The organism is Pseudoroseomonas cervicalis (assembly GCF_030818485.1).
Lineage (GTDB): Bacteria > Pseudomonadota > Alphaproteobacteria > Acetobacterales > Acetobacteraceae > Pseudoroseomonas > Pseudoroseomonas cervicalis_A.
On record NZ_JAUTAJ010000004.1, the window covers coordinates 3,069,567 to 3,087,887 of the forward strand.

Here is an 18,321-nt window from a genome sequence, read left to right on the forward strand (position 1 = left end):
TGCACCATGGTTGCAAGGCACAAAAAAACCGCCGGCCCGATCACTCGGAAACCGGCGGTTTAACTGGTGGAGCCAATCGGAATCGAACCGACGACCTCTTGAATGCCATTCAAGCGCTCTCCCAACTGAGCTATGGCCCCTCAGGGAAGTGAGGCGGGGGTATAACCACGCCGCCAGGGGCGCGCAAGCGGGGTGTCCCGGATTCTTTTGCGGTTTTTTGGCAGGGCGCGTGGCGGTGGCGCGGCCCCGCGGCCCAGGCCCCGCCACCCCTTTCGCAGCCGCGTCATGGCCGGTAGCCTCCCCCCACCTGAAACTGGGGAGCGTCAAATGCGGAAAGTCTACCCCGATGCGCGCGCCGCGCTGGACGGCCTGCTGCGCGATGGGATGCTGGTCCATTCCGGCGGCTTCGGCCTGTGCGGCATTCCCGGGGCGCTGATCGAGGCGATCCGCGATTCCGGCGTGAAGGACCTCACCGTCGTCTCCAACAATGCGGGCATCGACGATGCCGGGCTCGGCCTGCTGCTGAAGACCCGCCAGATCCGCAAGATGATCTCCTCCTATGTGGGTGAGAACAAGACCTTCGCCGAGCAGTTCCTGGCCGGCGAGCTGGAGATCGAGTTCAACCCGCAAGGCACGCTGGCCGAGCGCATCCGCGCCGGCGGCGCCGGCATTCCCGCCTTCTTCACCAAGACCGGCGTCGGCACCGCCGTCTCCGAGGGCAAGGAGACGCGGGAATTCGACGGCGAGACCTATGTGATGGAGCGCGGCATCATGGCCGACCTCGCCATCATCCATGCCTGGAAGGCGGATACCGAGGGCAACCTCGTCTTCCGCAAGACGGCGCGCAACTTCAACCCGATGATGGCGACCGCCGCGAAGGTCACCGTCGTGCAGGTCGAGCATCTGGTGCAGCCGGGCGAGATCGACCCCGACCACATCCACACCCCGGGCATCTATGTGAAGCGCATCGTCAAGCTGCCCGAGGGCTATGAGAAGCGCATCGAGCAGCGCACCACCCGCAAGCGCGCCTGAGGGGAAGGAACAGAAAACATGCCCTGGACCCGCGACGAGATGGCGGCCCGCGCCGCCCGTGAGCTGCAGGACGGTTTCTACGTCAATCTCGGCATCGGCATCCCGACGCTGGTGGCGAACCACATCCCCGACGGCATCAGCGTGCAGCTGCAGTCGGAGAACGGCATGCTGGGCATGGGCCCCTTCCCCTATGAGGGGGAGGAGGATCCGGACCTGATCAATGCCGGCAAGCAGACGGTGACGGCGCTGCCGACCACCAGCTTCTTCTCCTCGGCCGACAGCTTCGCGATGATCCGCGGCGGCCATGTCGACCTGTCCATCCTGGGCGCGCTGCAGGTGGCCGAGAATGGCGACCTGGCGAACTGGATGATCCCGGGGAAGATGGTGAAGGGCATGGGCGGCGCCATGGACCTGGTCGCCGGGGTGAAGAAGGTGGTGGTGCTGATGGAGCACACCGCCGGCGGCAAGCCCAAGCTGCTGAAGGAGTGCACCCTGCCGCTGACCGGCCGCGCGGTGGTGGACATGGTGATCACCGAGCTCGCCGTGTTCGAGATCGACCGCAAGGCCGGCGGCATGACGCTGGTCGAGCTGGCGCCGGGCGTCACACTCGAAGAACTGCGCGAGAAGACCGAGGCCGGCTTCGCGGTGAAGCCCGGCCTGGCCTGAAGCGCCGCGCTCCGCGCCGCCGCGACACCCCCGGGGAGCGCCGCTTCCCCGGGGTTTTTCATGGCCGGGGCGGATCGGGACCGGGCCGCGCTCCGCCCGCCTGGGCGAGCCGAAGACGCCCTAGCGGATGAGGGGCGGCGAGGCCGGCTGCGGCGTGCTGCGCAGCGTGGTGTTGGCGCGCTGCGATTCGTAGCGCTGCCGGTCATCCTGCAGCCGCTGCTGCAGGCGCTGGATCTCGGCCTCGCGCCGCTCGAAATTGCGCTGCGTCGCGGCCTCGTTGCTGCGGCGCGGGGTGTGGCGGCGCGCCTGGGACGGGCGGCGGGCGCGCGGCTGCTGGGCCTGCCGCTGCGAGGGCAGGGGCGGCGGCGTCCAGCCCTGCACCGTGGGCGTGGCCGGGCTGGCGGGCAGCGGCGCCGGCAGGCCGAGCGGCGGCGGCAGGGCGGCGGCGGGCGGCACCGGCTCGGGCGCGCGGATGCGGTCGAATTGCCGGCCGGAATAGCCCATCAGGTCGCCGCCCTGGCCGGTCTCGTTCGGCCAGCTCTGCGCCAGGGCCAGGCCCGGCAGCAGCAGGGCGAAGGCCAGCAGGGCCGGGGCCAGCCGGCGGGAGATGGGGCGGAGAGAGGCCGGGCGGGCCGGGGTCTGAGGGGCCGGGGTCGGAGGGGCCGGGACCGGCCGGAGGCGGCGCATCGCTGTTCATTCCCGCAAGCGGCGTGGCCGCCAGGATGACGGCAACGCCGCGCCGCTTCAAGCGAGGCCGCGGCGCCGGCGCGTCCCGAAAACCGTGAAACGTCGCGGAAGGCGGGAAGGCCCGGGCTGCGGCACCGCGCAACCCGCCCCGGCATGAAAAAGCCCGGGGCAGGGGCCCCGGGCTTGTGCGGCGCGCGGCGGGGCCGGTGGCCTCAGCGCAGCGCCAGCCAGGCCATGATCAGCAGGCCGAGGCCGATGCGGTACCAGGCGAAGGGGGTGAAGCCGATGCGGCTGATCACGCTCATCAGCCAGCGCACCACCAGCAGCGAGACCAGGAAGGCGGTGAGGAAGCCGACCGCGATCAGCCCGGCGCCGGAGAAGTCGAGATCCGAGCGGTTCTTCCACAGGCTGAACACGGTGGCGGCCACCATGGTCGGGATCGCCAGCAGGAAGCTGAACTCGGCCGCGGTGCGGCGGTCGACGCCCACCAGCAGCGCGCTGATGATGGTCGCGCCCGAGCGGCTGGTGCCCGGGATCATCGCCAGCGCCTGGCCGAAGCCGATCAGCAGCGCCGCCAGCGGCCCGATCTCCGGCACCGAATGGATCTGCGGCGCCGGCCGCCAGCGCTCGATCGCCAGGATCACCACGCCGCCCAGGATCAGCGCCAGCGCCACCACGAAGGGGGTGTAGAGCAGCTCGGTGACCGTCTTGTAGAGGGTGGCGCCCAGCACCAGCGCCGGCAGGAAGGCCAGCAGCAGGTTCAGCGCGAAATAGTATTCATGGCTGCCGATGCGCCACATGCCGGTGGCGATGCGCCAGATCGTCGCCCGGAACAGCCAGATCACCGCCAGGATGGCGCCGAGCTGGATGCTGATCTCGAAGGTCTTGCCCGGCGGGCCCTGGAAGCCGATGGCCTCCCCCAGCAGGATCAGGTGCCCGGTGGAGGAGATCGGGAGGAATTCCGTCACCCCTTCGACGATGCCCATCAGCAGGGCGGAGAGGAGGGAGGCAAAATCCATGGCGGCTTCCTGAGGCAGGGAGCCGCCGGACTAGCGCCGATCGGGCCGCGCTGTCATCCGCGGCCTGGGCCGCGGCGCCGATCCTTCCGGATTTTAACCGGAACGGGATGCCAACCGAAACGGGCCGGAGGCTTGCGCCCCCGGCCCGTTCCGCATCCCGCCCCGGCTGGGGCTGCGCGTCAGCGCACGGTCTGGCCGGCGGTGAAGGCGAAATTGTCGAAGGAATTCTCGGCGACGCGGAACCAGGCGTATTCATCGTCGCGGAAGCGGCGATAGGAGTCCCAGATCGTCTTGAAGCGCTCGTTCTTCGCGCTGGTCTCGTCATAGAGCTCATGCGTCGCCTTCCAGGCGGCGGAGAGGATCTCGCGCGACCAGGGGCGGAGCTGGGTGCCGGCGGCGATCAGCCGGCGCAGGGCCTGCGGGTTGGCGGCGTCGTAGCGCGCCGTCATGTCCTGGTCGGCCTCGGTGCAGGCGGCTTCCAGCGCGGCCTTGTAGGGCGCGGGCAGCGCCTCGAAGGCGGCCTTGTTGACCATCAGGTGCAGGCGCGCGCCCGGCTCCCAGAAGCCCGGGAAGTAGTAGTTCGGCGCGACGCGGGAGAAGCCGAGCTTCTCATCGTCATAGGGGCCGACGAATTCCACCGCGTCCAGCGTGCCGCGCTCGAGCGAGGGGTAGATGTCGGCCGCGGCCACCTGGGTCGGCACGGCGCCGAGCTTGGCGAAGACCTGGCCGGCGAAGCCGGCGATGCGGAATTTCAGCCCCTGCACATCGGCCAGGGTGCGGACTTCCTTGCGGAACCAGCCGCCCATCTGCGCGCCGGTGTCGCCGGCGGTGAAGGGGATGATGTTGTAGCTGCCGAACAGGTCCGCGGCCAGCGCGGCGCCGCCGCCATGGCGGTACCAGGCGTTGAACATGCGGGTGTTCAGGCCGAAGGGCATGGCGGTGAAGAAGGCGAAGGAGGGATCCTTGCCGGTGTAGTAGTAGGAGGCGGTGTGGGCGCATTCCACCGTGCCGGCCTGGACGGCGTCCAGCGCCTGCAGGCCGCCGACGATCTCGCCGGCGGGGAAGACGCGGATCTGGAACTTGTTGTCGGTCATCGCCGCGACGCGGCGGGCGATCAGCTCCGGCGCGCCGAACAGGATGTCGAGGTTGCGCGGAAAGGAGCTGGTCAGGCGCCAGCGCAGCTCGGGCGCGGACTGGGCAAGGGCAGGAGCAGCGAGCGCCGCCGGGGCGGCAGCAGCAGCGGCGCCAAGCAGGGCGCGGCGATTCATGGTCGTTTCCTTCCGTATAGGCGCAACTTTGTTGCTTCTATGCGATGCGCTGCCGCAAGGAAAGCCTGCATTGGCGGCTTCGGCAAGGCGTATCGACCGAGGTGGCGGAAGGGTTTTTTGGACGGATGGCGGGGTCCGGGGGGACCCTGTCCCCCCGGCCGGAGGGTCTGGGAGGGCGGAGCCCTCCCAGGTTCTTTTTCGGTCTGGGTCTGGGAGGGCGGAGCCCTCCCAGTTTTTCTATCAGTTTAGCCGAGGGAGGGGCTAACCCCTCCCGCGCCGCTCAGTAGCGGTATTCTTCGTGCTTGAACGGGCCGGAGACCGGCACGCCGATATACTCCGCCTGGGCCGGGGAGAGCTTGGTCAGCTTGGCGCCGACCTTGGCCAGGTGCAGGGCGGCGACCTTCTCGTCCAGCTTCTTGGGCAGGGTGTAGACCTTGTTCTCGTAGGCCTTGTGGTTGGTCCAGAGCTCGATCTGGGCCAGCACCTGGTTGGAGAAGCTGGCCGACATCACGAAGGACGGGTGGCCGGTGGCGTTGCCGAGATTCACCAGGCGGCCCTCGGACAGCACGATCAGGCGCTTGCCATCGGGGAAGATGACCTCGTCCACCTGCGGCTTGACGTTGTCCCAGGTGTAGTTGCGCAGGGCGCCGATCTGGATCTCGCTGTCGAAGTGACCGATGTTGCAGACGATGGCGCGGTGCTTCATCGCGCGCATATGGTCCAGCGTGATCACGTCGATATTGCCGGTGGCGGTGACGAAGATGTCGCCCTGCGGCGCACCCTCTTCCATCGTCACGACCTCATAGCCTTCCATGGCGGCCTGCAGGGCGCAGATCGGGTCGGCCTCGGTCACCAGCACGCGGCAGCCGGCATTGCGCAGCGAGGCGGCCGAGCCCTTGCCGACATCGCCGAAGCCGGCGACGACGGCCACCTTGCCGGCCATCATCACGTCGGTGCCGCGGCGGATGGCGTCCACCAGGCTCTCGCGGCAGCCATAGAGGTTGTCGAACTTCGACTTGGTGACGCTGTCATTCACGTTGATGGCCGGAACCTTCAGCGTGCCCTTCTTCACCATGTCCCACAGGCGGTGCACGCCGGTGGTGGTCTCCTCGGACAGGCCGCGGATGCCCGGCAGCAGCTCGGGGAAGCGCTCATGCACGACGGTGGTCAGGTCGCCGCCATCGTCCAGGATCATGTTGATCTCCCAGCCATCCGGGCCGCGGACGGTCTGGTCGATGCACCACCAGAATTCTTCTTCCGTCAGCCCCTTCCAGGCGAAGACGGGAATGCCAGCCGCCGCAATGGCCGCAGCTGCGTGGTCCTGCGTGGAAAAAATATTGCAGGAGGACCAGCGGACCTCGGCGCCGAGCGCGGTCAGCGTCTCGATCAGCACGGCGGTCTGGATCGTCATGTGGAGGGAGCCGGCGATGCGGGCGCCCTTCAGCGGCTGGGAGGGGCCGTATTCGGCGCGCAGCGCCATCAGGCCGGGCATCTCGTCCTCGGCCATGGCGATCTCCTTGCGGCCCCATTCGGCCAGGGAGATGTCCTTCACCTTGTAGTCGCTGAAACCGTTCTTCAGGGGCATGGCTGTTCTCCGAATCTGCCCGCGCGATAGCACAGCCATCCGGCCCCGAACAGGCTGAGACACGACGCATAAGGATGTGTTTATGTCTTTTCGCCGGGCGGCGCCCCCGGGCAGGGCGCCCGCAGACTGCCCTCAGCGGGGTTTACGAAGGATCCATTTGGGGCTCTCCACCACCAGCTCCTGGCCGATCTCGGCGGCGAAGTCCTGCGCGGCCTTGGCGACCCCCGGCCAGGGGAAGTCGTCGCCCACCAGCACGCCGCCCTTGTTCAGCAGCCCCCAGAACAGCCGGGCGTCGCGCAGCACCGGCTCGTATTCATGCGCCGCGTCGATATGGATCAGGTCGGCCTTGATGTTCAGCCGGCGCAGGATGACGGCGGCGTTCTCGCTGGTCTGCGCCAGCGGCACGACACGCCCCTGCAGCCCGCGATGCACCATGTTGCTGAGGAACTGCCAGTACAGGCCGGGCAGGCCGTGCCGCAGCCGCAGCGACTCGAAGATGCGGTCCGGCCGCTCGCGGTTCCAATGCTCCGGGCTGCCCAGGAAGGTGTCGATGGCGATCACCGCGCCCTCTCCGCCCACCTTGTCCAGGCTGCGGCAGAAGAACTCGACCGAGGCGCCCTTCCAGACGCCGACATCCATGATGATCCTCGGCCGCCCCTCCTGCACCAGCCGCGCCAGGGTGGGGTGGGTGCTGTTCCAGCCCTGCAGATCCGGCGGCAGCTCGGCCTGGTAGCCGGCGTAAGGGTCCTCGCCATAGAGGCGCTGGCAGAGGTCCTGGGCGAGGGTGGTGGTGGCCGTCATGCAGGAATCCTGGTCGGAAAGATGCATGAACAGAATGTTCTTTTTTGAAAAAAAGAACCAAAAAACTTTTTATCAGTTTGGCGTCCCGCCTCGGGCCTGAGGCGGGACGCCAAGCGGACAAAGTCTTTTTGCTTCTTTTTCTTCAGAAAAAGAAGGTGCCCTAATCCGCGCGCGGCGCCGCCGGATCGAAGGCCATCACCAGCTCCTGGATGCGCTTCGGGTCGCTCTGCTCCATCACCCGGCGGGCGAAGCGCGCGCAGTCGTCGATCTTCAGCGTGCGCACCATCTGCTTCACCCGCGGGATGGCGCTGGCATTCATCGACAGCGAGCGCAGCCCGAGCCCCAGCAGCAGCGGCACCAGCCGCGGATTGCCGGCCATCTCGCCGCAGACGGAAACGGGCATGCGCAGCCGCAGCGCCGCCTCGGTCGCGAATTGCATCAGCCGCAGCACCGCCGGGTGCAGCGGGTCGTAGAGATGCGCGACCTCCGCCTCCGCCCGGTCCACCGCCAGCGTGTACATGGCCAGGTCATTGGTGCCGATGGCGAAGAAATCCGCCTCCAGCGCGATGGCATCCGCCGCCAGCGCGGCACCCGGCGTCTCGATCATGGCGCCGAGCGGCGGCAGCTTGTCCGGCAGCGGCACACCCTTGCGGCGCAGCCGGCGGGCGACCCGCTCATAGATCTCGCGCGCCTGCGCCACCTCGGAGGGCACGGTGACCATCGGCAGCAGGATGCGCACCGGCCCCTGCACCGCCACCCGCAGGATGGCGGCGAACTGCGCCTCCAGCAGCTCGGGCCGCTTCAGCAGCATGCGGATGCCGCGCAGGCCGAGCGCCGGGTTCGGCCCGGAATGATAGGGCTCGATCCCCTCGGCCAGGGCCTCGATGTCCTTCTCCCCGCCCCAGTCGAGCACGCGGATGGTGACATGGTCGCCGGCCAGGGGCCCGACGATCTGGCTGTAGGCGGCGAACTGCGCGTCCTCGTCGGGGAGGTCCTCGCGGTTCATGAACAGGAATTCGGTGCGCAGCAGGCCGATGCCCTGGGCGCCGGCCTGGGCGATCAGCGGCAGCTCGGCCGGGATCTCCAGATTGGCCTGGAGGTCCACCTCCTCCCCGTCCAGCGTCACCGAGGGCAGGCGGCGCAGCTTGCCCAGCCGCGCCTTCTCCTTGGCATAGGCGGCCAGCGCCTCGCGCCCGGCCTCCAGCGCGGCGGGGCCGGGGCGCAGCACGATGCTGCCGGTGCTGCCATCCAGCACCGCCTCGTCGCCACGGCGGGCGGCGCCGGTCAGCCCGGTGCAGCCCAGCACCGAGGGGATGCCGAGCGCCCGCAGCATGATGGCGGTGTGCCCGTCCGAACCGCCCTCCTCGGTGGCGACACCGGCGATGCGCGCGGGGTCGAGCAGCGCGGCATCGGCCGGCGTCAGCTCCTCGGCCACCAGGATGGCGCCGACCGGCACCTCCTTCAGGCTGCGGAAGGGCGTCGCGGTCAGGTTGCGGGTCAGGCGGCGGGCGATCTCGCGCACCTCGCCGGCGCGGCGCTTCAGCCCGGCCTTGTCGTCATCCTTGGCGGAGAGGATCACGGACGCGATCGCCTCGGCCTCGTCCTGCACGGCGGTCTCGGCCGAGAGCAGCTCCTCGGCGATGCGGCGGCGGGCGCCGCGCAGCAGCCGGCTTTCCCCCAGCATCAGCGCATAGGCGTCGAGCAGCGGCTCCAGCTCGTCCTGCGCCTCCTCGGGCAGGACGGAGAGCCGCGCCTTCAGCTTGGCCACCTGCTTGCGGCTGGCGGTGACGGCATTGCCCAGGCGCTGCCGCTCCACCTCCACCTGCGCCGCATCGACGCTGCGGCGCGGCGCGACGGTCGGCTCCTCCGAGGTGTCGAACACCGCGCCGATGGCGACACCCGGGCTGATCGCCAGGCCGCGGATCGTCACCTCGCGCAGGCGGCGGGCGGTGCGGCGCGGCGGCTCGGCGGCGCCCGGCTCGGCCTCCTCCTCGGGGGTGTGCTTCTCGGCGGCGTGCTTGTCCGGCTTCGCCTTGGCCGGACGCACCGGCTCCGCCTCGGCCTCCGGCTCGGCGCGGGCGGCCTTGGCCGGCTTGCCGGCGTGCGGCGCCTCGGGCTCGGCCGGTTTGGCCTTGGCGCGGGCCGGCTTCGGCCGCGCGGGGGCCTCCGCCACCTCGGGCGCCTCCTGCTCCGGGGCGGCGGCGCGCGGCGCCTTGCCTCCCCGGGCCTCGGTCTCGTCGTCGCGCGCGTTCGTCTCAGTCTTCATGGAAGCCGGCCTCGATCAGGCCGGCCACCGCGTCGAGCGCTTCCCTGGCATCCCACCCTTCGGCTTCCACCACGACCTCGCTGCCCTTGCCGGCACCCAGCATCATCAGCCCCATGATGGAGCAGGCGGGTACCTTCTGACCATCGCGCGAGACGGTGAGGCAGGCAGAAAATCGCTCGGCGAGCGAGACCAGCTTGGCCGCCGCCCGCGCATGCAGGCCGCGGCTGTTGGTGATGCGCAGCGTGCTGCGCAGCAGCAGCGGATTCGACGCCGCCCCGGCGGCCGCCGATTCGCCGGTGCCGGCCCCGCTGCCTGCCATGTCCGAGGGGGATGCGACCGCGTGCGCCTGCCAGAAGCGCAGCCCCTGCGGGTCCAGCCTGATCGCCATCGCAACCTCCTTCCCTTCTCGTGCCGCGCCCGGCTGCCCTCGGGCGGCGGCGCGGCCCCGCCGCGTTTCGCTCCGTCAGCCCAGGCGGCGGGAATTGTCCTGGCTGAGCTCCGCCGGCGGCGGGCAGCGCGCCGGCGTGGCACAGGCTATATAGTGACGCCCGGCGCGCATCGCATGCTCCACCGCCGGCGCCAGCGGCTCGGCGCCGCGCACGCGCGCCAGCTTCACCAGCATCGGCAGGTTGACGCCGGCGATCACCTCGATCGCCCGGCCGGCCTCCAGGCTGTCCTGCGCCACCGCGGTGGCCAGGTTGGAGGGCGTGCCGCCGAACATGTCGGTCAGCAGCACCACGCCATCGCCCAGGTCGACGCGGTCGACGCAGCCGAGGATGTCGCGCTTGCGCCCCTCCATGTCGTCCTCCGGCCCGATGCAGACCGTCTCGACCTGCGCCTGGGGGCCGACGACATGCTCCATCGCCAGCCGGAACTCCTCGGCCAGGCGACCATGGCTGACCAGCACGAGGCCGATCATCGGGGATGCGCCATCAGAGTGTACAAGAAGAAGGGGCCTCCCGACCCGGTTGATGGAACGGCGCCGCAACGCCGTTGCGCGCCCCGCGCCCGGCCATGCCGCCCGATCCCTCGGGGAGCGCCAGTTCGCGGTGGCGGAGATCGACCTGCCAGCCCTGTGCGGCCAGGTGCGCCGCCAGTCGCTCGGCCACCAGCACGGAGCGGTGCTTGCCGCCCGTGCAGCCGAGCGCGACGGTGAGGTATTTCTTGCCCTCCGCCGCGTAGCGGGGCAACAGCGGGTCCAGCAGCGCCGTCATGCGTTGCCAGAATGGGCCGAATTCCGGATCGGCCGCGATGAAGCTCGCCACCTTCGCGTCGCGCCCGGTCAGCGGCCGCAGCGCCGGGTCGTAATGCGGGTTGCGCAGGAAGCGCAGGTCGAACACCAGATCCGCCTCGCGCGGCAGGCCGCGCGGGAAGCCGAAGGACAGCACGGCCACCGCCATGCCCTCGGGCCCGCCGCTGCCGCGGTAGCGCCGCTCGACCAGCCGGCGCAGCTCGGGCAGGGGCAGCTCGGTGGTGTCGATCACCGCATCCGCCGCCTCGCGCAGCCCTTCCAGCAGCGCCGCCTCGCGCGCGATGCCGTCCGCCACCGAGCCGCCCAGCGAGCCGCCCGGCGCCAGCGGGTGGCGCCGCCGCGTCTCGGAGAAGCGGCGCAGCAGCACCGTCTCCTCGGCGGTGACGAACAGCAGCTCGGGCGCGACCGAGGGCTCGGCGCGCAGCCGCTCCAGCCGCTGCAGCAGCGCGGCCGCGTCGAAGCCGCGGGTGCGGGCATCGACGCCGATCGCCAGCGGCACGTGGCCGCCCTCGCGCACCACCTCCGCCAGCACCGAGAGCGGCGGGTTGTCGATGCTCTCGAAGCCCAGATCCTCCAGCATGCGCAGGATCGAGGCCTTGCCGGCGCCGGACAGGCCGGTCACCAGCACCACGGGGCGCGGCGGGCTCACGCCGCGAAGGCCCCGGCGCGCTGCGCCAGCGCGGCCCCCGGCGCCAGCCCGGCCAGCGACAGCCCGCCCAGGCCGAGCCCGGCCAGGGCGAAATCCAGCTTGGCGGGGGCGGAGGCGTCGAAGCCGTGCAGGGCGAGGCAGGGCAGGGCATGGCCCAGCAGGCTGTGGCGGCGCGGCAGCGGCAGGCGGGGCACCGCGTCGCGCGGCGCCAGCTCCACCACCAGGCGCAGCGGCGCCGGGCCATGCGGCAGCCCCTCGAACAGGCCGAGGCCGCGCACCTCCAGCATGCCGGACAGCGCCTCGGGCGCCGTGGCGCGCAGCGCGCCGGCCTCCTCCGCCAGCATCACCTGGTCGTCGGCCACCAGCCGCCAGCCCTGGTGCAGCAGGCGCAGGACGAGGTCGGACTTGCCGGCCCCGGGCGCACCCAGGAACAGCACACCCGCGCCCCGCGATGCCGCGCAGCTCCCATGCAGGATCATTTCGCCCCAGGGGCTCCTCTGAAACCTGGTGAAATATGGCAGCAACGGGGCGGCGGTGAAAGCCACCGCCGGAGCCCGGGCCGGAGGCCTTGGCGAACAAGGGCTTGCGCGCCGGCGGCGGAGTCCTTCGCGGGGCGTCCGCCCGTCGCGGCCCGCCTGGCCAGCGCGCTTTCCCCGGCGCGCCCGATGCCCAGCGCCCGACGCCCGACGCCCAGCACCCGCCGGCCTGCCGGCCTTTTGTCCAGGCCGCCATCCCGGCTGCGTCGCCCCGGCCCTGCCACCCTGGCCCCACACTCCGGCCCCACCATCCTGGCCCTGCCACCCCGGCCCCGCCACCTGGCTGCACCGCCCCGCGGTTGTGGCCGGCGGGGGGCGGTGCCAGTCTGCGCCGCCATGAGCGAAGAAACCGTCACCACCCAGGCGTCGCCCGGGGCCACCGCCGGTGCGGCGCCCGATGCGGCGGCCATCCGCGCCGCCGCCCGGCGCATCGCCCCCTGGATCCGCCGCACGCCGCTGCTGCAGCTCTCCGCCGCCGAGCTGGGCCTGGCCTGCGACGTCACGCTGAAGCTCGAGCTGCTGCAGGCCTCCGGCTCCTTCAAGCCGCGCGGCGCCTTCAACCGGCTGCTCTCCAACACCCTGCCGGGTGCGGGTGTCATCGCCGCCTCGGGCGGCAATCACGGCGCGGCCGTGGCCTATGCCGCGCGGGCGCTGGGCGTGCCGGCCGAGATCTATGTCCCCGAGATCACCGGCCCGGCCAAGCTGGCCCGCATCCGCGCCTATGGCGCCACGCTGGTGCAGACCGGCGCCAGCTATGACGAGGCGCGCCAGGCCAGCGAGGCCCGCGCCGCCGAGACCGGCGCCCTGCTGGTGCATGCCTATGACCAGGCCGAGGTGCTGGCCGGCCAGGGCACGCTGGGCCTCGAACTGGAGGAGCAGGCGCCGGAGCTGACGCATATCCTGCTGGCCACCGGCGGCGGCGGGCTGATCGGCGGCGTCGCCGCCTGGTATGGCGAGCGCGCCGAGATCGTCAGCGTCGAGCCCGAGGCCTGCCCCACCCTCTACACCGCGCTGCGCGAGGGCCGCCCCGTGCCGGTGCCGGTGGGCGGCCTGGCCGCCGACAGCCTGGGCGCCCGCCAGGTCGGCGCGCTGATGTTTGGCGTGGCGCGGGAGCGCATCGGCAGCGCCCTGCTGGTGCCGGACGAGGCGATCCGCGCCGCCCAGCTGCTGCTGTGGGAACGCTGCCGGCTGGTCGCCGAGCCGGGCGGCGCCACCGCGCTGGCCGCCCTGCTCTGCGGCGCCTTCCACCCGCCGCAGGGGGCGCGGATCGGCGTCGTGGTCTGCGGCGCGAACACGGATCCGGGAAGCGTGGCCTGAGGCGGGGCCGGGCGCTGGGCTTTTCCGGCGCCCGCCCAATCTCTCCCTGGCCGGGACCGGCGGCCCCCGCCGCCACCCCCTATCCGCGAGGTCATGATGACGGACGAGACCAAGCCTGCGCTGACGGTGCATGAGCTGTTCGAGGAAAAGCACCGGATCGAGGCCGCGAAGCAGGCCGCCGAGCGCGCCGCGGCGCAGCGCGCCGCCGAGGAGCTGGCCGAGCGCCGCGCCGCCTTCGAGGCGCGGCCCTTCACCGAGGCCGACCGCAAGGCGATGCTGCGCCACATCCATGAATCCTTCGACCGCGGCGAGCGTGAGCTGATGCTGGTCTCCTTCCCCAGCAGCTTCTGCCCGGATGGCGGGCGGCGCATCAACCACGCGCTGGAAGGCTGGCCGGAGGAGCTGCCGGGCTATGCCCGCCGCCTCTATGATTTCTGGCAGGAGGCGCTGCGCCCCGGCGGCTTCGGCTTCAGCGCCCGCATCATCAACTACCCGCATGGCATGCCCGGCGATGTCGGGCTGTTCGTCACCTGGCCGGAAGCCGAGGCGTGAGCGAGGCGGTGGCCATCCGCCCGGCCGTGGCGGAGGATCTGCCCGGCATGCTGGCCCTCTACCGCCATCTGGCGCCGGAGGACCCGGCCGTGGCGCCGGCGGAGGCCACCGCGACCTGGGCGGCGCTGCTGCGCCGCGCCAGCGTCTTCCTGGCCGAGGCGGAGGGCCAGCCCGTCGCCTCCTGCACCCTGGTCGTGGTGCCGAGCATCATGCGCGGCCTGCGCCCCTACGCCCTGATCGAGAATGTGGTCACGCATGCCGGATGGCGCCGCCGCGGCCTGGGCCATGCCGTGCTGGGCGCGGCGTTGGACCAGGCGCGGCGCGAGGGCTGCTACAAGGTGATGCTCGCCACCGGCTCGCAGAATCCCGGCACGCTGCGCTTCTACGCGACGGCCGGCTTCACCGGCGGCGGCAAGACCTTCTTCGAGTGGCGCGACCTGCCGCCGCGCGCCGCCACCGCCTGAGGCGAGCGGCGGGCTCTCCTCCTCTCTCTCGGCAATGTCATGGCCGGCCGGGCTGCGGCCTGGCCATGCGCGGCCTAGGATTTCGCGGCACGCGGAGCCGCTCTCCGGCCGCCCCGAGGGGCATCCCGCCGAAGGGGGCGCCGCGCCGCCGCGCACAGGATTTCGACCGATGAGCACGCAAGAGGCGCCCCGGCCGCGCCCGGACACCCTTTCGCCCCCGCTGCCGCGGCGCCGCCTGCTCGGGCTGGCCGCCGCGCTGCTGCCCGCCGCGTTGCTGTTCGGCCGCCCCGCCCGCGCCCAGGACGATGCCCGCCGCCCGAACCTGGCCGAGCGCCGCGCCATCGAGGCCTATCTGCGCGACCGCTGGCCGGCCCAGCTGCAGGCGATCCGCGAGGCCGCCCGCTTCCCGGTGAAGGTGGAGCTGGACCGCGACACCGTCTTCCTGCCCGGCCAGGCCGAGGCCTATGGCAGCGACGAGTATCTGGGCAAGACCGTGGTGCAGCCGCTGGTGCAGGCGCTCAGCCGCATCGCGGCGGAGGAGACCGGGCGCGAGGCGCTGCGCAACGGCCTCAGCTCGATCAGCATCGCCTATGACGAGGCCACCGCCCCCGCCTCCAACTACGCCGCCGGGCTGAGCTTCGAGGATGGCGCGCTGTCGATCAACTGGAAGCCCTACAGCAATGTCGACGACATCGCCCCGCGCACCGAGGCGCTGGTCAGCCTGCTGGAAAAGGAACTCTGAGGCAGGCTGCCTCGTTCCTCCCGCCACGCCGCCGTTTCTGGGAGCGTCCCAACTTGGTCCTGCCCCGCCGCCTTCTCCTCGGTGCCGCCATGCTGGCGCCGCTCGCCGCCAACGCCCAGTCGCGCACCGATCCGGCGCGGATGGCCGAGCCGCCGCCGGTCACCATCCCGGCCCTGCCGCAGCGCGCCAACTCGGCCGAGGGCTTCGTGCCCCCCGGCTGGAAGCTGGAAGCCAGCGCGCGGGGTGACCTCGACGAGGATGGCCGCCCCGACCTGGCCCTGGTGCTGCGCGCCCAGGACCCGGCCAACATCCTCGACAATCCCGGCCTGGGCGAGCGCCGCCTCGACACCAACCCCCGCCTGCTGGCCATCGCCCTCGCCACGCCCGAGGGCTACCGCCTGGTGCTGCAGGACCATTCGCTGATCCCGCGCCGCACCAATCCGCGCCTGGAAGATCCCTTCGACGCCGAGAGCCTGCGCATCGCGCGCGGCACGCTGCGCATCGGCCTCGGCCTCTGGTCCAGCGCCGGCTCCTGGGGGGCGGAGCGGCGCAACTTCACCTTCCGCTGGCAGAATCAGCGTTTCGAGCTGATCGGCTACGACGCCACCGAGGTGAACCGCGCCAGCGGCGAAACCCGTGAGCTCAGCGTCAATCTCAGCACCGCCCGCGCCATCATCCGCGAGGGCGATCCGGTACGCGAACGCCGCGTCGCCCTGCGCGAGCGGCCGGCCCTGCGGCTCGATGCGGTGGGGAATGGGTTGAACTACGATCCTGAAGTGCCGGGCTGGAATCAGTAAAAAGATCCAGGGGAAAGAATTCCCCTGGACCCCTTCTTTTTCTCTCAGGACCGGGCGCCGCTGGCGCCCGGCTCAGCCCAGCGGCAGGCGCACCACGAAGCGGGCGCCGGTCACCTGGCCCGCCTCGTCGCGCTTGTTCTCGGCACTGATGCGGCCGCCCAACCCCTCCACGATCTGGCGGCTGATCGACAGGCCGAGGCCCGAATGCTGGCCGAACCGCTCGCCCGTGGGGCGCTCGGTGTAGAAGCGGGCGAAAATGCCCTCAAGCTTGGCTTCCGGAATGCCCGGGCCCTCGTCTTCCACCGTGAACTCCATCATCGCGCCGGTGGGCCGCGCCCGCATCCAGACGCGGCCGCGCTCGGGCGAGAAGGAGATCGCATTGCCCAGCAGGTTGCGGAACACCTGCACCAGCCGGCCCTCGACGCCGCGCACCACCAGGGGCCCGGGCGCCATGTCCAGCTCCACCACCGGCCCGTCCTCGTCCCGCGTGGTGTTGTGCAGCTCGGCCAGGGCCGAGAGGATGGGGGCGATATCCACCGGCTCGGAGGCCGTGCGCGACAGCTCGGCATCGACGCGCGAACTGTCGGCGATGTCGGCGATCAGCCGGTCCATGCGCACCGCATCCTCGGCGATGATGGCGAGCAGGCGCTTCTGGTGCTCCGGATTCTCGATGCGGCGCAGCGTCTCGATGGCGCTGCGCACGCTGGTCAGCGGGTTGCGCAGCTCATGCGCCACATCGGCCGCGAAGCGCTCATTCTGGTCGATGCGCGCCCACAGCGCGGTTGCCGAGGATTGCAGGTCGCGCGCCAGGATGCCGATCTCGTCGTCGCGCTGCAGCAGCGTGGGCGGCACCGATCCGGCGCGGCCCTTGCCCTGCCGCATCGCGGCCGCGGCGCCGGCCAGCGCCAGGATCGGCGAGGCGATGGTGCGCGCCAGGAAGAAGGAGGCCAGCACCGTCAGCACCAGCGCCAGCAGGAACAGCCCGAGCACCGAGGAGCGGATCTCCAGCAGCCGCTCATCCACCTCGCGCGCCTCGCGCGTCAGCAGCACGATGCCCACACTCTGGCTGCCGCGCCGCGCGGGCTCCGCCACCGAGACCAGCAGCCGGCCTTCCTTGGTGCGGCGGATATAGGGGCGCACCCCGCCTTCCAGGGCGAGCCGCAGCTCCTCCCGCCGGTCGGGACCCAGCGCCGGCTGCCAGTCGAAGGAGCCGGCATCCGGCCCGACATCGACGAACACCGCGTCATCCGCGCTGCGCGGCCCGTAGACCGAGCGTGGCAGCAGCGCGAGGATGCGGTCATACAGCCCGGCGATGGTGCCGGCGAAGGCGCCGCGCGGCTCGGGCGGCGGCAGCGGCTCGGTAACGATGGCGCCGCCCTGGCCCTCCCGCACCCGGCTATCGGCCACCAGCAGACCCGTGCTGTCGAACAGCTTGGCCTGGGTGTTGGCGCTGGGCTCCACCAGCCGGCGCAGCAGCGGGCGGGCGGTGTCGGGCACCAGCACGGCGCGGTCATCCTGCAGCCGCACCGCCGCCTCGGCGATGCCGCCGGCATAGATGCGCGCCTGGGTGCGCAGGCTTTCCACCTCCGCCGCCAGCAGCCCGTTCTGGTATTGGTCGAGATAGAGCAGCGCCGCCGCCAGCAGGGCGGGGGCCATCACGTTCAGCAGCAGGATGCGCCGCAGCAGCGGCGAGACGCGCCGGCGCGCCGCCCCGGCCGGCGCCAGGGCGGCCGGGGCAGGGGCGGGCGCGGCCTGGCCGCTGGCGTCGGGCAAGGATCAGGCTTCCTTGTAGCGGTAGCCGATGCCGTAGAGCGTCTCGATCATCGAGAAATCATCGTCCACGGCCCGGAACTTCTTGCGCACGCGCTTCACATGGCTGTCGATGGTGCGGTCATCGACATAGATCGCCTCGCCATAGGCGGCGTCGATCAGCTGGTCGCGGTTCTTCACCATGCCCGGGCGCTGCGCCAGCGCCTTGACCAGCAGGAATTCGGTGACGGTGAGCTGCACCGGCGCGCCCTTCCAGCTGCAGGTGTGCTTGGTCTCGTCCAGCACCAGGTCGCCGCGGATGATGACGCCGGTGGGCGGCGCGCCGCTGCCCTCGGCGCGGCTGGCCTCGTTGCGGCGCAGCAGGGCGCGGATGCGCTCGATCAGCAGGCGCTGGCTGAAGGGCTTGGTGATGTAGTCATCGGCGCCGAGGCGCAGACCCATCAGCTGGTCCAGCTCCTCATCCTTCGAGGTGAGGAAGATCACCGGCATCGAGCTGCGCTGGCGCAGCCGCTGCAGCAGCTCCATCCCGTCCATGCGCGGCATCTTGATGTCGAGCACGGCGAGGTCGACGGGGCGCGCCAGCAGGCCCTGCAGCGCGCTCTCGCCATCTGTGTAGGTGCGCACCTGGAACCCCTCCTGCTCCAGCGTCATGGAGACCGAGGTCAGGATGTTGCGGTCGTCATCGACCAGGGCGATGGTGGCGGGCATGCTGCGGTCTCTGCTCCCTGGGACCCGTGGCGCTGCCAGGGTGCCGAAGAATTGTGGCGCAAGGCGGGCCGAGGCGGGAGGGGCGCCATCGCCCCCGCGCCGGGCCGCCCCGGCACGGGAAGAAGCGAAATGGCCCAGCCCCGGTTGCCGCGCGGCGTCGCGGCGGCGAGGCTCACGCGGTGCCCCGGTCGGCATCCGGGGCTGGTCATT

19 protein-coding genes and 1 tRNA gene are annotated in these 18,321 nt (G+C 71.5%); 7 read left to right on the forward strand and 13 right to left on the reverse strand.

From position 1 onward, the window contains the following. Positions 1 to 64: 64 nt before the first annotated feature. Positions 65 to 140: transfer RNA gene (locus QE401_RS18265), tRNA-Ala, on the reverse strand. Between the two features lie 187 nt (positions 141 to 327). Here QE401_RS18265 and QE401_RS18270 point away from each other — a divergent pair. Continuing rightward, the gene (locus QE401_RS18270; protein WP_307139556.1) at positions 328 to 1,032 is read left to right on the forward strand and encodes a CoA transferase subunit A; all 705 of its coding nucleotides are present in this window, start codon (positions 328 to 330) and stop codon (positions 1,030 to 1,032) included. 18 nt (positions 1,033 to 1,050) lie between these two features. Continuing rightward, positions 1,051 to 1,698 carry a CoA transferase subunit B gene (locus QE401_RS18275; RefSeq protein WP_307139557.1) on the forward strand — a complete coding sequence of 216 codons (648 nt, stop codon included), beginning with the start codon at positions 1,051 to 1,053 and terminating at the stop codon, positions 1,696 to 1,698. 120 nt (positions 1,699 to 1,818) lie between these two features. Here the strand turns inward: QE401_RS18275 and QE401_RS18280 are convergent, their stop codons facing one another. The 10 genes from QE401_RS18280 to QE401_RS18325 all read right to left on the reverse strand — a co-directional run bounded on the left by QE401_RS18280 (position 1,819) and on the right by QE401_RS18325 (position 11,704). Further along, positions 1,819 to 2,385: a hypothetical protein gene (locus QE401_RS18280; protein ID WP_307139558.1), complete on the reverse strand. Its 567-nt coding sequence runs from the start codon at positions 2,383 to 2,385 to the stop codon at positions 1,819 to 1,821. Between the two features lie 212 nt (positions 2,386 to 2,597). Further along, the gene (locus QE401_RS18285) at positions 2,598 to 3,404 is read right to left on the reverse strand and encodes an undecaprenyl-diphosphate phosphatase (protein WP_307139559.1); all 807 of its coding nucleotides are present in this window, start codon (positions 3,402 to 3,404) and stop codon (positions 2,598 to 2,600) included. Positions 3,405 to 3,583: 179 nt separating this feature from the next. Then, positions 3,584 to 4,672 carry a TRAP transporter substrate-binding protein gene (locus QE401_RS18290; protein WP_307139560.1) on the reverse strand — a complete coding sequence of 363 codons (1,089 nt, stop codon included), beginning with the start codon at positions 4,670 to 4,672 and terminating at the stop codon, positions 3,584 to 3,586. Positions 4,673 to 4,952: 280 nt separating this feature from the next. Beyond that, positions 4,953 to 6,257 carry an adenosylhomocysteinase gene (gene ahcY / locus QE401_RS18295; RefSeq protein ID WP_307139561.1) on the reverse strand — a complete coding sequence of 435 codons (1,305 nt, stop codon included), beginning with the start codon at positions 6,255 to 6,257 and terminating at the stop codon, positions 4,953 to 4,955. 132 nt (positions 6,258 to 6,389) lie between these two features. Then, positions 6,390 to 7,058, reverse strand: a complete 669-nt coding sequence (locus QE401_RS18300; protein ID WP_307139562.1) for a class I SAM-dependent methyltransferase — start codon at positions 7,056 to 7,058, stop codon at positions 6,390 to 6,392. Between the two features lie 160 nt (positions 7,059 to 7,218). Then, positions 7,219 to 9,324, reverse strand: a complete 2,106-nt coding sequence (ptsP, locus tag QE401_RS18305) for a phosphoenolpyruvate--protein phosphotransferase (RefSeq protein WP_307139563.1) — start codon at positions 9,322 to 9,324, stop codon at positions 7,219 to 7,221. Then, positions 9,314 to 9,643: an HPr family phosphocarrier protein gene (locus tag QE401_RS18310; RefSeq protein WP_307140273.1), complete on the reverse strand. Its 330-nt coding sequence runs from the start codon at positions 9,641 to 9,643 to the stop codon at positions 9,314 to 9,316. The genes ptsP and QE401_RS18310 overlap by 11 nt, the downstream gene beginning before the upstream one ends. A gap of 144 nt (positions 9,644 to 9,787) precedes the next feature. Beyond that, the gene (locus tag QE401_RS18315) at positions 9,788 to 10,243 is read right to left on the reverse strand and encodes a PTS sugar transporter subunit IIA (RefSeq protein ID WP_307139564.1); all 456 of its coding nucleotides are present in this window, start codon (positions 10,241 to 10,243) and stop codon (positions 9,788 to 9,790) included. 13 nt (positions 10,244 to 10,256) lie between these two features. Next, positions 10,257 to 11,225, reverse strand: a complete 969-nt coding sequence (gene rapZ, locus QE401_RS18320) for an RNase adapter RapZ (protein ID WP_307139565.1) — start codon at positions 11,223 to 11,225, stop codon at positions 10,257 to 10,259. Beyond that, on the reverse strand, positions 11,222 to 11,704 hold the full coding sequence (locus tag QE401_RS18325; protein ID WP_307139566.1) for an HPr kinase/phosphorylase: 483 nt from the start codon (positions 11,702 to 11,704) through the stop codon (positions 11,222 to 11,224). The genes rapZ and QE401_RS18325 overlap by 4 nt, the downstream gene beginning before the upstream one ends. 393 nt (positions 11,705 to 12,097) lie before the next feature. Between QE401_RS18325 and QE401_RS18330 the strand changes: the two genes are divergently transcribed. The 5 genes from QE401_RS18330 (at position 12,098) to QE401_RS18350 (ending at position 15,633) form a co-directional block, all read left to right on the forward strand. Beyond that, the gene (locus QE401_RS18330; RefSeq protein WP_307139567.1) at positions 12,098 to 13,078 is read left to right on the forward strand and encodes a threonine/serine dehydratase; all 981 of its coding nucleotides are present in this window, start codon (positions 12,098 to 12,100) and stop codon (positions 13,076 to 13,078) included. A gap of 96 nt (positions 13,079 to 13,174) precedes the next feature. After that, entirely contained in the window at positions 13,175 to 13,630 is a 456-nt protein-coding gene (locus QE401_RS18335) for a hypothetical protein (RefSeq protein WP_307139568.1), read from the forward strand. After that, complete coding sequence (locus tag QE401_RS18340) at positions 13,627 to 14,094, forward strand: GNAT family N-acetyltransferase (RefSeq protein WP_307139569.1); 468 nt, start codon at positions 13,627 to 13,629, stop codon at positions 14,092 to 14,094. Before QE401_RS18335 ends, QE401_RS18340 begins: the two co-directional genes overlap by 4 nt. A 169-nt stretch (positions 14,095 to 14,263) precedes the next feature. Then, complete coding sequence (locus QE401_RS18345) at positions 14,264 to 14,836, forward strand: hypothetical protein (protein WP_307139570.1); 573 nt, start codon at positions 14,264 to 14,266, stop codon at positions 14,834 to 14,836. A 53-nt stretch (positions 14,837 to 14,889) separates the two neighbouring features. Then, on the forward strand, positions 14,890 to 15,633 hold the full coding sequence (locus QE401_RS18350; RefSeq protein ID WP_307139571.1) for a hypothetical protein: 744 nt from the start codon (positions 14,890 to 14,892) through the stop codon (positions 15,631 to 15,633). A gap of 72 nt (positions 15,634 to 15,705) precedes the next feature. On the opposite strand, the gene QE401_RS18355 is transcribed toward QE401_RS18350, so the two are convergent. Both QE401_RS18355 and QE401_RS18360 read right to left on the reverse strand, forming a co-directional pair. Next, complete coding sequence (locus tag QE401_RS18355) at positions 15,706 to 17,406, reverse strand: stimulus-sensing domain-containing protein (RefSeq protein ID WP_307139572.1); 1,701 nt, start codon at positions 17,404 to 17,406, stop codon at positions 15,706 to 15,708. A gap of 3 nt (positions 17,407 to 17,409) precedes the next feature. Continuing rightward, positions 17,410 to 18,111, reverse strand: coding sequence for a response regulator transcription factor (locus tag QE401_RS18360; protein WP_307139573.1), 702 nt, complete (start codon positions 18,109 to 18,111; stop codon positions 17,410 to 17,412). Between the last annotated feature and the right edge of the window lie 210 nt (positions 18,112 to 18,321).

Excerpts from the sequence above, each read along its gene's own strand:
- QE401_RS18330 (WP_307139567.1), top strand. The coding sequence starts at position 12,098 with ATGAGCGAAGAAACCGTCACCACCCAGGCGTCGCCCGGGGCCACCGCC.
- ahcY (WP_307139561.1), bottom strand. The coding sequence starts at position 6,257 with ATGCCCCTGAAGAACGGTTTCAGCGACTACAAGGTGAAGGACATCTCC.
- QE401_RS18275 (WP_307139557.1), top strand. The coding sequence starts at position 1,051 with ATGCCCTGGACCCGCGACGAGATGGCGGCCCGCGCCGCCCGTGAGCTG.
- QE401_RS18300 (WP_307139562.1), bottom strand. The coding sequence starts at position 7,058 with ATGACGGCCACCACCACCCTCGCCCAGGACCTCTGCCAGCGCCTCTAT.
- QE401_RS18315 (WP_307139564.1), bottom strand. The coding sequence starts at position 10,243 with ATGATCGGCCTCGTGCTGGTCAGCCATGGTCGCCTGGCCGAGGAGTTC.
- QE401_RS18270 (WP_307139556.1), top strand. The coding sequence starts at position 328 with ATGCGGAAAGTCTACCCCGATGCGCGCGCCGCGCTGGACGGCCTGCTG.
- ptsP (WP_307139563.1), bottom strand. The coding sequence starts at position 9,324 with ATGAAGACTGAGACGAACGCGCGCGACGACGAGACCGAGGCCCGGGGA.
- QE401_RS18360 (WP_307139573.1), bottom strand. The coding sequence starts at position 18,111 with ATGCCCGCCACCATCGCCCTGGTCGATGACGACCGCAACATCCTGACC.
- QE401_RS18335 (WP_307139568.1), top strand. The coding sequence starts at position 13,175 with ATGACGGACGAGACCAAGCCTGCGCTGACGGTGCATGAGCTGTTCGAG.
- QE401_RS18345 (WP_307139570.1), top strand. The coding sequence starts at position 14,264 with ATGAGCACGCAAGAGGCGCCCCGGCCGCGCCCGGACACCCTTTCGCCC.
- QE401_RS18290 (WP_307139560.1), bottom strand. The coding sequence starts at position 4,672 with ATGAATCGCCGCGCCCTGCTTGGCGCCGCTGCTGCTGCCGCCCCGGCG.
- QE401_RS18285 (WP_307139559.1), bottom strand. The coding sequence starts at position 3,404 with ATGGATTTTGCCTCCCTCCTCTCCGCCCTGCTGATGGGCATCGTCGAA.
- QE401_RS18325 (WP_307139566.1), bottom strand. The coding sequence starts at position 11,704 with ATGATCCTGCATGGGAGCTGCGCGGCATCGCGGGGCGCGGGTGTGCTG.
- QE401_RS18280 (WP_307139558.1), bottom strand. The coding sequence starts at position 2,385 with ATGCGCCGCCTCCGGCCGGTCCCGGCCCCTCCGACCCCGGCCCCTCAG.
- QE401_RS18310 (WP_307140273.1), bottom strand. The coding sequence starts at position 9,643 with ATGGCAGGCAGCGGGGCCGGCACCGGCGAATCGGCGGCCGCCGGGGCG.